General features: G+C 66.1%; 9 protein-coding genes. 8 read left to right on the top strand and 1 reads right to left on the bottom strand.

All coding sequences use genetic code 11. From position 1 onward, the window contains the following. Positions 1-258 precede the first annotated feature (258 nt). The 3 genes from ligA (at position 259) to E0L17_RS10680 (ending at position 4517) form a co-directional block, all read left to right on the top strand. Positions 259-2421 carry an NAD-dependent DNA ligase LigA gene (gene ligA, locus E0L17_RS10690; protein ID WP_167931211.1) on the top strand — a complete coding sequence of 721 codons (2163 nt, stop codon included), beginning with the start codon at positions 259-261 and terminating at the stop codon, positions 2419-2421. A 483-nt stretch (positions 2422-2904) separates the two neighbouring features. Further along, the gene (locus tag E0L17_RS10685; protein WP_167931210.1) at positions 2905-3672 is read left to right on the top strand and encodes a tyrosine-protein phosphatase; all 768 of its coding nucleotides are present in this window, start codon (positions 2905-2907) and stop codon (positions 3670-3672) included. 8 nt (positions 3673-3680) lie between these two features. Then, entirely contained in the window at positions 3681-4517 is an 837-nt protein-coding gene (locus tag E0L17_RS10680) for a histidinol-phosphatase HisJ family protein (protein WP_167931209.1), read from the top strand. 302 nt (positions 4518-4819) lie between these two features. On the opposite strand, the gene E0L17_RS10675 is transcribed toward E0L17_RS10680, so the two are convergent. Then, on the bottom strand, positions 4820-5674 hold the full coding sequence (locus E0L17_RS10675; RefSeq protein WP_167931208.1) for an AraC family transcriptional regulator: 855 nt from the start codon (positions 5672-5674) through the stop codon (positions 4820-4822). Between the two features lie 422 nt (positions 5675-6096). Here E0L17_RS10675 and E0L17_RS10670 point away from each other — a divergent pair, with 422 nt between their 5' ends. From E0L17_RS10670 to E0L17_RS10650, 5 genes are all read left to right on the top strand, one after another. Then, complete coding sequence (locus tag E0L17_RS10670; protein ID WP_167931207.1) at positions 6097-7212, top strand: ABC transporter ATP-binding protein; 1116 nt, start codon at positions 6097-6099, stop codon at positions 7210-7212. A gap of 18 nt (positions 7213-7230) precedes the next feature. After that, a complete protein-coding gene (locus E0L17_RS10665; protein ID WP_167931206.1) occupies positions 7231-8520 on the top strand; it encodes an ABC transporter substrate-binding protein in 1290 nt (429 codons plus the stop codon). A 12-nt stretch (positions 8521-8532) separates the two neighbouring features. Then, positions 8533-9402: a carbohydrate ABC transporter permease gene (locus E0L17_RS10660; protein WP_075279827.1), complete on the top strand. Its 870-nt coding sequence runs from the start codon at positions 8533-8535 to the stop codon at positions 9400-9402. Next, entirely contained in the window at positions 9402-10259 is an 858-nt protein-coding gene (locus E0L17_RS10655) for a carbohydrate ABC transporter permease (RefSeq protein WP_167931205.1), read from the top strand. Before E0L17_RS10660 ends, E0L17_RS10655 begins: the two co-directional genes overlap by 1 nt. 166 nt (positions 10260-10425) lie before the next feature. Further along, on the top strand, positions 10426-12618 hold the full coding sequence (locus E0L17_RS10650; RefSeq protein ID WP_167931204.1) for an alpha-galactosidase: 2193 nt from the start codon (positions 10426-10428) through the stop codon (positions 12616-12618). Positions 12619-12971: the final 353 nt, after the last annotated feature.

The raw sequence follows: 12971 nt of genomic DNA, 5'->3' as shown, positions 1-12971 counted from the left end.
GCCAGTTCCCGGCTGGGTTGTCTGACGGTTCGCACACCGTTCACTGACGGGGCTGGTAGGGCGTCCGCCAGGGGTCGGGAGGCGGCAGTCCTTTTCCGCGGGCGGTCGGCTGCGGCCGGCGAGCGTCGTGGGCAACGACCCGTCGGTTCTTCTCGCCGTCTTTTCGCTTCCGACGTTTCCGCGTGGCATCGCCCGCCTTCTGGCCCATGCGCTACCATTGATGCCCGAGAAACCCGGTGCCCGCAGGAGGGAACGCGCATGGCAGACGAGAAGAACGTGCAGGTCCAGACGTCGCTCTTCGGGGATGACGCCCCGATGGGGCAGCCCCAGGCCGCGGCGCCGGCGACGACCCCGCGCGCCCGCCACGCCGAGCTCAACCGCATCCTCGCGCACGCCGCCTACGCCTACTACGCGCTCGACGACCCCGAGATGACCGACGCCGAGTTCGACCGGCAGCTTCAGGAGCTCCTTGCCCTTGAGAGGGCCCATCCCGAGCTCGTCACGCCCGAGTCCTACACGCAGCGCGTGGGCGGCTACGTCTCCGAGCAGTTTGAGCCCGTGACGCACGCCGCGCGCATGTACTCGATGGATGACGCGATGGACCTCGCCGAGCTGGACGAGTGGCTCGCGCGCACGGACGAGGCCCTCGGCGCCACGCCGGAGCATCCGGTCGCCTACACCTGCGAGCTCAAGATCGACGGCCTCGGCGTCGCGCTCACCTACCGGGACGCCCAGTTCGTCCGCGCCGCCACGCGCGGTGACGGCACGACGGGGGAGAACGTCACGGCCAACGTCCTCACGATCGGCGACATCCCGCGCTCGCTCGCGCCCGCTGGCCTGGCGCGCCTCGCGGACGGCGGCCTCGGCCGCTCCGTCGAGGTCCGCGGCGAGGTCTACATGCCGCGCCACAGCTTCCAGCGCCTGAACGAGGACGCCGACGCCGCCGGCACCGCGCCCTTCGCCAACCCGAGAAACGCCGCCGCGGGCAGCCTCCGCCAGAAGGACCCCAAGGTGACCGCCCACCGCGACCTCGAGACCTTCATCTACGCCGTCGCGGACGAGGCGCCCATCGACGTCCACACCCAGCACGACTTCCTCCAGTGGCTCATTGACTGCGGCTTCTCCGTGAACCCGCACTTCAAGCGCTGCATCTCCGCCGCGGAGGTCCACGCCTACTGCGAGGACGCCCTCGCGCACCGCGACGACCTGGACTACGACATCGACGGCGTGGTGGTGAAGGTGGACTCCTTCGCCTCCCAGGAGGCGCTCGGCTTCACGGCACGTGCCCCGCGCTGGGCCATCGCGTTCAAGTTCCCGCCGGAGGAGAAGCGCACCGTCCTGCGCGAGATCCGCGTGCAGGTGGGGCGCACCGGCGTGCTCACGCCCGTCGCCGAGTTCGACCCCGTGACCGTGGCCGGCTCCACGATCGCCCGCGCGACGCTGCACAACGTCGACGAGATCGCCCGCAAGAACGTCCGCGTGGGCGACACGATCGTGGTGCACAAGGCCGGCGACGTCATCCCCGAGGTCGTGGGCCCCGTGCTCGAGCTGCGCCCCGAGGGCGCGCCCGAGTTCCACATGCCCGAGACCTGTCCCTCCTGCGGCAGCCCCGTCGTGCGCGAGGAGGGCGAGGTCGCCTACCGCTGCGTCTCCATCGACTGCCCCGCGCAGGCAACCGAGCGCCTCATCCACTGGGGCAGCCGCACGGCCATGGACATCGACGGCCTCGGCGACGAGATCGTCTCCCGCATGGTGGAGCAGGGCCTGCTCGCCGACGTGGCCGACTTCTACGACAGGCTCACCGAGGAGGCGCTCGCCGAGGTCTGGACCGGCCGACAGGCCGTGGACGGCTCCGACATCGTGGTCGGTCCCGTCATCGCGGCCAAGATCATGGCGCAGGTCGTGGAGTCCAAGGGCCGCGGCCTCGCGCGCGTGCTCTTCGGCCTGGGCATCCGCCACGTGGGCGCCACCGTGGCGCGCCAGCTCGCAGGGCACTTCGGGAGCATGCAGGCGCTTGCGGCGGCAACCGAGGAGGACATCGCCCAGGTGGACGGCATCGGTCCCAAGATCGCCGCCAGCGTGCGCGAGTTCTTCTCCATCGAGAAGAACGTGGCTGTGGTGGAGCGCCTGCGCGAGGCGGGCGTGGTCCTGGAGGAGGAGCGCACGGAGCCCGAGCGCCCGCAGACGCTCGCGGGACTCACCTTCGTACTCACGGGCACGCTCGAGCGCCGCACGCGCGACGAGGCCAAGGCCGCGCTTCAGGCCCTTGGCGCCAAGGTCACGGGCTCGGTCTCAAAGAAGACCAGCTACGTGGTGGCGGGGGAGGCCGCCGGCTCCAAGCTCACCAAGGCCCAGTCCCTCGGCGTGCCCGTGCTCGATGAGGCCGCCCTCGACCGCATCCTCGAGACCGGCGAGGTGTGACGCCGCCGGAGAGCCGTCTTCGAAGAGGTGGCCACGGGATCTCCGTCATCGCGAAGTCGCGCGGCGCCGTTGCCCCTCTCATGCGTTGCCGAAAGTGGGGTCATGGCAATCTCCGCCTTGCGGACGCTGTCGTTTTGGGGGTTATGGCAGTCGCGGCTGGGCGCCAACTGGTCGTTCTTCTCGGCATGTTGCGGGATTTGGGGTTATGGCAGGACGAGCATTACCATAACCCCAAATTCGTTGACGCCGACCGGCCGGAAATTGCCAAAAGCCCCGATCTCGCAACATGCCGAGAGGGGCGCGCCGCCGACGGCAAGCGCGCTCAGTCCCGCCGCGGCAAATCCGCGAGCTTCTGGGCATTGCCCCCCGACGCCGGCAGGGGAGAAGAACCCCGACCCTTCGGGCGCCCCGCCCCTCCGCCCCTTACGCGCGCGTGACGTCGGACTCGTATAATGTGACGCCGACAACCCGGAAAGGACGCACATGACGGATGCCACGCGCCGCGACGCACGACCCAAGCACGGCCTCATCGACTTCGAGGGCCTGCCCAACACGCGCGACCTGGGCGGTCTTCTCACCGCCGACGGCCGCCGCGTGCGCCCCGGGCTGCTTCTGCGCTCGGGCACCCTCTACTTTGCCACCTCGGGGGACTGCCGGCGCCTCATCGAGGACTATCACCTGCGCTGCGTCGTCGACCTGCGCGGCGAGGACGAGCTCGTGGAGTTCCCCGACCGCATGGAGCGCATGCCGGGCGTGCGCTACGTGCACGCCGACGTGCTGCGCGACGCCATAGCGGGCATCTCGCAGAGCGCCGAGGCGCGCGCCCAGCTCGAGGCCGCCCGCACCGACGAGGACGACCCCGCGCGCTTCATGGAGCTGGTGTACCCGCACATCCTGCTGGGGGAGTCCGGCATCGCGGCCTATCGCACCTTTCTGCGCTGCGTCCTCGAGACTGCGGACGGCGCGACGCTGTGGCACTGCCACGTGGGCCGCGACCGCTGCGGCATGGCGAGCATGCTGGTGGAGGCCCTTCTCGGCGTGCCCTCGGAGGCGATGGAGGAAGACTACCTCGCCACCAACCTCTACACCGACGTCCCCTCTGACGAGCGCACGGCAGCAAACGTCCGCTTCATCCGCGCGGCCGTGGCGGCGGTGATGCGCGAGTTCGGCGGCGTCGAGGGCTACGCCCGCGAGGCGCTGGGGGTCACCGACGCCGACCTCGCCGAGCTGCGTGGCCGCTACCTGGAGTAGGGGGCCGCATGCTTGCCGACTATCACGTCCACACCGGGTTCTCGGACGACTCGACGTACCCGCTCCGTCAGGTGGCGCTCGACGCCGTGCGCCTCAACCTCGACGAGCTCTGCTTCACCGAGCACGTCGACTACGGGGTGAAGCCCGAGTGGAACCAGCCGGACGGCGCCCGCTTCGAGGACGGCCGCCCGGTCACCAACTGCCCCTACGTTCCCTATCTGGACGAGCTCGACCGCGTGCGGGAGGAGCTGCGCGGCAAGGTCGCGCTCCGCGCGGGCCTCGAGCTGGGTGTCCAGACGTCCACGATCGGGGAGAACCACGCGCTCGTCCGCACCCTGGGAGAGCGGCTCGACTTTGTCATCTGCTCCATCCACCAGGTGGACAACCTCGAGTTCTGGAACGGCGACTTCCAACGCGGTCGTACCCAGGAGGAGATCCACCGCGCCTACTACGAGGAGCTGCTCGGCGTCGTGGAGCGCTTCCGCGACTACACGGTCCTCGGGCACCTCGACCTCATCCGCCGCTACGACCCGTTCGGCGACTACCCCTTCGAGAACGTGCGCGACGTCGTGGCGGAGATCTTGCGCCGCGTGATCGACGACGGGAAGGGCATCGAGGTCAACACCTCCGGCATCCGCTACGGACTTGACGACTTCCAGCCCTCGCGCCAGGTCCTCGAGCTCTATCGCGACCTCGGCGGTACCGTCGTGACCGTGGGGTCGGACTCCCACCGGCCGGAGCACCTGGGCTCGTACCTGCGCCTGGCGTACCGCGAGCTCGCGGAGCTGGGCTTCGAGGGCGTCTGGACGTTCGAGCGCCGCGAGGGCGCGCCGCACCGATTCTAGCGCGCCGTCGGGTGAGGGCGTCGCCGCGCCCCTCCCGCGAGCGCTGCGGAATCGGGGGTCGTGGCAATCCCCGGGCTTTGGGCGTTGTTTCAATCTGGGTTATGGCAGCGCTGGTTGGGAGCCGACTGGGCGTTCTTCTCGGCATGTTGTGAAACCCGGGGCTGTGGCAGCGCGAGCATTGCCATAACCCCTGAATAGCCAACGCCGCTACCGCGAGTATTGCCATAACCCCCGAATCGCCAACGCCGTCGGCGCCGCCACCGGGGCCTGCGAATTGAGGGACGGTTCCCGACGCACCTGCGTCACGCGCGGGCGTTCTGGCGGCGCCACTCGCGCGGCGAGATGCCGTAGGCGCCCTTGAAGGCGCGCGAGAAGTGCAGCTGGTTGGGATAGCCCACGGCGCGCCCCACCTCGCTCACGGGAAGGGCCGTGAGCTTGAGGAGCTCCGTGGCCTTGGACATGCGGTAGCCGATGAGGTACTGCTGGGGCGACTTGCCCGTGGCCTGCTTGAACACCTTGCCGAAGTAGCTCCGGTTGAGGCCGGTCCGCTTGGCGATGTCCTCGACGGAGATGTCCGACTGGTAGTTCTCCTTGACGAAGTCGATGGCCTCGCGGATGTAGAAGCCCTGGATCTTGCTCGGCGCCTGCTCGGCCTCGTGGTCGACGGAGCGCAGGAGGTAGTCGAGGAAGAGGTGGGTGTGCCCGATGAGGTGCAGGGCCGAGGCGTCGCGGTTCGAGACGAGGTAGCGCATCTCCTCGACCATCCGGTCGCGCAGCTCGCTCGAGATTGAACGGTAGACGGGGGAGGAGTCGGTGAGCCCGACCTCCTCGAGCTCGTCTCGCACGTGGATCCCGTCGAACTCCACCCAGATGTACTCCCAGGGGTCGTCGAGGTCCGCCACGTAGGTGTTCACCTGGTTGGGGAAGATGAGGAAGCCCTCGCCCTCGGAGAGGCGGTGGTCGCTCTTGACGCCCCCCTCGTCGCTCGACATGAGCAGCCCGCGCCCGGAGATGATGTAGTGGAAGAGGAAGTGGCTGCGGCGCGCGGGGCCGAAGGCGTGGCCCGGCTCGCAGGTCTCGCGCCCGTACTGGTAGGGCATGAGGTCGACGTAGTGGGCGTTCGGGAAGGTCGAGAACTCGAGCTCGTGGGTCGGCATCGTCGCCTCCGGGGTCCTGGGCGCGGGGCAGGGGCTCCGCATCGAAAAGCCTATGTCGCATTATGCATGGTTTGGCGCACTTTGTATATACCTCAAACGTCAAATAGTCGCATAAAGATAAATCTGATTTTGAAAAACTGGAATCGATTCCCGATGTGGAAATAATCCCATAAAGCAATCTACCTGCGGATATAAAAAGTACTATCACCGTTTGCCAGGAAAACGCCTCCGCTCGGCGAAACGGTGAAGAAATCATGAATAGAACTATATAGCCATTCAACTGGTGAAACGAGAATATAGGTATTAGATATACCAAATAGGACACATTTTAGCGCAAAAGTGGCAACCTACAATTAGCTCAACGTAAGGTGGGGCCCGAGCCGTCGGCGTGCGGCGGTCGGGCAGGGAGAAAGGTTGCGCACATGGCGAGCCTCACACTTGAGCACGTAGGCAAGAAGTACCCCAACGGCTATGAGGGGGTGAAGGACTTCAACCTTGAGATCGCCGACAAGGAGTTCATCATCTTCGTCGGCCCGTCCGGCTGCGGCAAGTCCACGACGCTGCGCATGATCGCCGGCCTCGAGGACATCACCTCCGGCACCCTCAAGATTGACGGTCGCGTGGTCAACGACGTCGAGCCCAAGGACCGCGACATCGCGATGGTCTTCCAGACCTACGCCCTCTATCCGCACATGACCGTGTACGAGAACATGGCGTTCCCGCTCAAGCTTCGCAAGGTCGACGCCAACGAGATCGACAAGGCCGTCCGCGAGGCCGCCCGCATCCTCGACCTCGAGAAGCTCCTCGACCGCAAGCCGTCCGCCCTCTCCGGCGGCCAGCGCCAGCGCGTCGCCATGGGCCGCGCCATCGTCCGCGCCCCCAAGGTCTACCTGATGGACGAGCCGCTCTCCAACCTCGACGCCAAGCTCCGCGTCCAGATGCGCGCCGAGATCTCCAAGCTGCACGACCGCCTCGGCGCCACGATCATCTACGTCACGCACGACCAGACCGAGGCCATGACGCTCGGCACCCGCATCGTCGTCATGAAGGACGGCGTCATGCAGCAGGTGGACACCCCGACCAAGCTCTACAACGAGCCCTGCAACCTGTTCGTGGCCGGCTTCATCGGCTCCCCGCAGATGAACTTCATCGACGTCCAGGTGAGCGAGAAGGGCGCGGGCGTCGCCCTCACCTTCGGCGCCAACACGATCACCCTCACCGGCCCCAAGGCCGACGCCCTCAAGAAGGGCGGCTACGTGGGCAAGGTCGTCGTCATGGGCATCCGTCCCGAGGACGTCGTCGAGGAGCACGAGTACGCCGAGGGCCGCACCCTCTCCGAGGCCTTCCCGGCCAACGTCACGGTCTACGAGCTGCTGGGCTCCGAGGCCATGATCTACGCCGACGTCGACGGCGGCCAGATTTCTGCGCACCTCTCCGCCTCGAGCACCGTCCGCACCGGCTCCAAGATCAACTGCGCCGTGGACCTCGCCAAGATCCACCTGTTCGACAAGCAGACCGAGCTGGCCATCGCCCACTAGGGAAGGAGGGCCTCACCCATGCAGAAAAGAGCACTCACACGTCGCTCGTTCCTCGGGCTCTCGGGCGCGGTCGCCGCGGGGCTTGCGCTCACGGGCTGCGAGGGGCAGCGTTCCGACGGAAAGACCGAGATCGAGTTCGTCTCGTACAAGCGCGAGGCAGTGAGCATCTTCGAGGCGCTCATGGCCGAGTTCAACGAGTCCAACGACCACATCTACCTCAACTTCAACAGCCCCAACGACGCCGTCACCATCATGAAGACGCGCTTCGTCCGTGAGGACTACCCTGACGTCGTGGCCATCGGCGGCGACGCCTCCTACGCGGACTTCGTGGACTCCAACATCCTGGCCGACGTCTCCGGCTACCCCGGGATGGAGAAGGTCCAGCCGGCCTACCAGGAGATCATGAAGAGCGTCACCTACGTCCCGATGGACGGCATCTACGGCGTTCCCTACATCGCCAACGCTGCGGGCATGCTCTACAACAAGGACATGTTCGCCGAGAAGGGCTGGGAGCTCCCGGAGACCTGGGACGAGTTCATCGCGCTCTGCGAGAAGATCAAGGCCGAGGGCGAGGTGCTGCCGCTCTACCTCGGCTTCCTCGACACCTGGACGATCCTCTCGCCGTGGAACTCCATGCTCGTGGAGCTGGTCCCCTCCGACCACATCCGCAAGGTCAACGCCGGCGAGGCCAAGTTCGCCGACTACTACCGCGAGCCCGCCGAGAAGCTCCTCAAGCTCCTCGACTACGCCGAGGACGGCCCCATGGCCTACAGCTACGAGGACGCCTGCACCGCCTTCGCGCGCGGCCAGTCCGCGATGTTCCCCTGCGGCTCCTTCGCCGTCCCGCAGATCCTCTCCGCCAACCCGGAGATGAACATCGGCCTCTTCGCTATGCCGGCGTGCGACAACCCTGACGACCGCATCATCGTCTCCGGCGTTGACCTCTGCTGGAACATGCTGGCCGCCAAGGAGGAGCACCGCGACCAGATCTACGAGGTCATCGACTTCCTCAACGAGCCCGAGAACCTCCAGACCTACTGCGACGACCAGAAGGCCATCCCGTGCATCGAGGGCGACTTCACGCTCGACCCGCTCTTCGACGACATCCAGGACTTCCTCGACGAGGGCAGGGTCATCGACTATCCCGACCACTCGTATCCGTCGGGCATGGCGTGCGACGCCCAGCTTCAGGCCTTCCTCCTGGACGGCGACGTCGACGCGTTCCTCGCCAACTGGGACAACCTCTGGCAGCGCTACAACAAGACCGTCATCCGCAAGTACGCCGAGTACATGGCGAATCAGGGATAAGGAGGGAAGCACATGGCAAGCGCCGCTGTATCAAAGGCGGGATCTGACAGGAACCGCACCTTCCTTGCGATCCTGATCCCTGTCCTCATCCTGTTCATCGCGTTCAACACGATTCCGCTGCTCACGGGCTTCTTCTACAGCTTCACGGACTCCAAGGGCTACGGTGCCTTCGAGATCGTTGGCCTGCAGAACTACATCGACCTCTTCCAGGACGCCCGCGTGGGCAACTCGTACCTGTTCACGTTCAAGATCTCCGTCGTCTCGACGATCCTCGTCAACGTGATCTCGCTCATGCTGGCCATCGGCCTCTCGAGCAAGATCAAGTTCAAGAGCGCCCTGCGCGGCATCTACTTCGTGCCCCGCATCCTCGGCGGCCTCGTCGTCGGCTATGTGTTCAGCTACTTCTTCACCTACATCGTCCCGGCCCTCACCGGCACGACCTCGATGCTCGCGAGCAAGGAGTGGGCGTGGGTGGCCATCGTCGTGGTCCTCGTCTGGCAGGCGTGCGCGCAGACCACGATCATCTACATCACCGGCCTCTCGTCGGTGCCCGAGGACGTCTACGAGGCGGGCGCGCTCGACGGCGCAACCGGCTGGGACAAGTTCCGCTACCTCACGTTCCCGCTCATCATGCCGTCCATCACCACGAACATGGTCCTGGTCATGAAGGACATGCTCATGACGTTCGACCAGATCGTGGCCATGACCTCCGGCGGCCCGGCGCAGTCCACCGAGTCCATCTCGTACCTCATCTACCAGAACGGCCTCAACAACAGCCAGTTCGGCTTCCAGTGCGCCAACGCCGTCATCTTCTTCATCGTCATCGCCGTGATCTCGATCGCCCAGACCAAGTTCCTGAACAGTAAGGAGGAGCAGCTCTAATGGCTAACAACACTGTTCCTGCCAAGGTCAAGGAGCGGGTCAACTGGCCCATCACCATCCTGCTCATCGTCGGCCTCATCACCATCATCTTCCCGCTCTACATGGCCGTGGTCATCGCCTTCAAGGACCCCTCCGAGATGACCAACGACATCGCGGGCATCCTGTCGCTGCCCTCCACGTGGAGCCTCGACAACTTCATCGAGGCCATCCAGGTCACCGACTTCTTCAACTCGTTCCTGAACTCGCTCATCATCACCGTCGCGGCCGTCGTGATCTCGGTTCTGGTCCACAGCCTCGCCGCCTACGCGATCGGGCGCAACATGGACTCCAAGAAGCTCTTCAAGGCGTCCTACTACTTCATCGTGGCCGGCATGTACGTGCCCTTCGCCATCCTGATGATGCCGCTCGTCAAGCAGACGGCCATCCTGCACCTGGACAACATGGTCGGCGTCATGGTCCTCTACGTCGTGTTCTACATGCCGATGAACATGATGCTCTACACGGGCTACCTGAGGAACATCCCCACCGCCCTCGAGGAGGCCGCCCGCGTGGACGGCGCCAGCACCTGGACCACCTACTGGAAGGTCATCTTCCCGCTCATGAAGCCCATGCACGCCACCGTCGCCGTCATCACCGGCCTGGCCGTGTGGAACGACGTCATGACCCCGCTCGTCATCATGGGCGGCTCCGGCGTCAACACCCTGCCGCTCGCGCAGATGAACTTCCAGACGGCCTTTGCCACGAACTACAACCTGGCCTTTGCTTCCTACCTGCTCGCCATGCTCCCGATGATCATCTTCTACATCGTGGCGCAGAAGCAGATCATCGGCGGCGTCACCAACGGTGCCGTCAAGTAGCTTGGGCGCCGCTGCGTTGCGCGTCCCCTGAGTTCGTCCCCCTGGCGCCCGGAATCCATCCATTTTGTGATGGGTTCCGGGCGTCCCCTGAGCCGATTCCAAGACCTCGCGCCATGCGCTACACTCTGCCCGAACTTTTATGCGATGAGAGAAAGCGAGGAGCGACATGCCCCTTTCGTACGATGCCCCCGAGCGCATCTTCACGCTCTCGACCGAGCGGACGACCTACCAGATGCGGGTCGACGAACACGGCTACCTGCTCCATCTCTACTACGGTGCCAGGACGTCCGCCAACACGTCCTACCTCATCACCTACGCCGACCGCAGCGGCATGTGCGGGTGCCCGCACGACGTGGCGGACCGCACCTACTCGCTCGACGTCCTCCCGCAGGAGTTCCCCTTCCAGGGCGAGGGCGACATGAGGAGCCCGCTCGTCATGGTGCGCGGCGCTGACGGCACCTTCGGCTGCGACCTGCGCTACAAGTCGCACGAGATCCGCCCGGGCAAGTACGGCCTGCCCGGGCTCCCCGCCGTCTACGACGAGGGCGAGAAGGACGGTGCGCAGACCCTTTCGATCACGCTCGCCGACGAGCGGCTCGGCCTCGAGGTCGAGCTCCTCTACGGCGTCATGCCCGCCTATGACGTCATCACCCGCGCCGCGGTCGTCAGAAACGCCGGGTCCGGCCGCGTCACCGTGGAGAAGCTCCAGTCCGCCTGCCTCGACATGGTGTCCGGTGACTTCGACGTCATCACCTTCGACGGCCGCCACGCGATGGAGCGCCGTCCTTCTCGCCACGCGGTGGGCAACGGCTCCTTCAGCGTGGGCAGCCGCCGCGGCATGTCCTCCAACCAGTACAACCCCGTCATGGTCCTCTGCGACGGCGACGCCACCGAGACCGCGGGCCGCGCCTGGTCCATGAGCTTCGTCTACAGCGGCAGCTTCCTCGCCGAGGTCGAGCGCGACCAGTACGAGCAGACCCGCATGCAGATGGGCCTGGCCTCCGACCTCTTCTCCTACCCGCTCGAGCCGGGCGAGAAGATCGTGGCGCCCGAGGTCATCATGACCTACTCCGGTGCGGGCCTCGAGAGGGTCTCCCACAACCTGCACCGCTGCATCCGCGAGCGCGTGTGCCGCGGCCCCTGGCGCGACTCCCCGCGCCCCGTGCTCATCAACTCCTGGGAGGCCTGCTACTTCGACTTCACGGGCGACAAGCTCGTGGAGCTCGCCAGGAAGGCGGCCGACCTCGGGCTCGACATGCTCGTCATGGACGACGGCTGGTTCGGCGCGCGCAACGACGACCACCGCGGCCTCGGCGACTGGAAGCCCAACATGGAGAAGCTCGGCGGCTCCGTGGCGGACCTCGCGCGCCGCGTGAACGAGGTGGGCCTCGGCTTTGGCATCTGGGTCGAGCCCGAGATGGTGAACGAGGACTCCGACCTCTTCCGCGCGCACCCCGACTGGGCGCTCGCCATCCCCGGCAAGCCGCCCGTGCTCGGCCGCGACCAGCTGGTGCTCGACCTCTCCCGCGCCGACGTGCGCGACAACCTCTTCGAGCAGCTCTGCGCCGTGCTCGACCAGGGCGGCATCGAGTACGTCAAGTGGGACTACAACCGCTCGATCGTGGACGTCCACTCCCGCGTGGCCACCGACCAGGGCAAGGTCCTCTACGACTACATGCTCGGCCTCTACGACCTGCTCGAGCGCGTCCGCACGCGCTATCCCGACCTCCTCATCGAGGGGTGCTCCGCGGGCGGCGGCCGCTTCGACGCCGGCATGCTCTACTACACGCCGCAGATCTGGACCTCGGACAACACCGACGCCCGCAACCGCCTGGAGATCCAGTACGGCACCTCCTTCGGGTACCCGTGCTCGGCGGTGGGCGCCCACGTCTCCGCCTGCCCCAACGAGATCACGGGCCGCACCGTGCCGCTGGGCGCGCGCGGCACCGTCGCCATGGCCGGCGGCGCCTTCGGCTACGAGCTCGACCTCATGGAGCTCAACGACCGCGCCTGCGAGCACATCCGCACGCAGGTCAAGACCTACCGCGGCATCGAGCACCTCGTGCGCGAGGGCCTCTTCTACCGCCTGAGCGACCCCAAGTACGCCGACGTGGCGTCGTGGGAGTTCGTCTCCGAGGACGGCTCGGAGGCGCTCGTCTGCGCCGTGGTCACGCGCGTCGACGGCTACGCCAAGGCCAACTACGTGGTCCCGCGCGGCCTCACGCCGGGCGCCACGTACCGCATGGTGAGCAACGGCCTCGAGTTCTCGGCCGACGCCCTCATGGACATGGGCCTGCCGCTCACCGTTCCCAACTCGCCATACGAGAACTTCATGTACCGCTTCGAGCGGGTGGACTAGCCCCTCTCGCGTTCTTCTCGTCCGGCCCTGTTTCCGTCCGGCCTTGTTTCCCCTGGGGCGACGGCGTCCGCATGGCGCGCCGTCGCCCCTTTGCCGCTCGTCCGAGCTCATGCGCAATCCTAGGTTTTCGGCAATTCTCGTTTACGCATGGGATGGTTCAAGAACTTTCATGCGTAATCTCGGGTTCAACAGCGGATTGCACAGAAAAGAGAGATTGCGCGTCCTTCTCGCCACGCGTAATCCCGACTTTCCGAAAACCTTCGTTTACGCATGTGATGGTTCAAGAGTTTTCATACGTAAGCTTGGATTCAGCAGCGGATTGCACAGGAAAGAGAGTTTGCGCGTCCTTCTCG

Origin of the sequence: Olsenella sp. SW781, from assembly GCF_012027725.1 — a bacterium.
Lineage (GTDB): Bacteria > Actinomycetota > Coriobacteriia > Coriobacteriales > Atopobiaceae > Thermophilibacter.
This window is presented reverse-complemented; position numbering and strand designations above follow the sequence as displayed.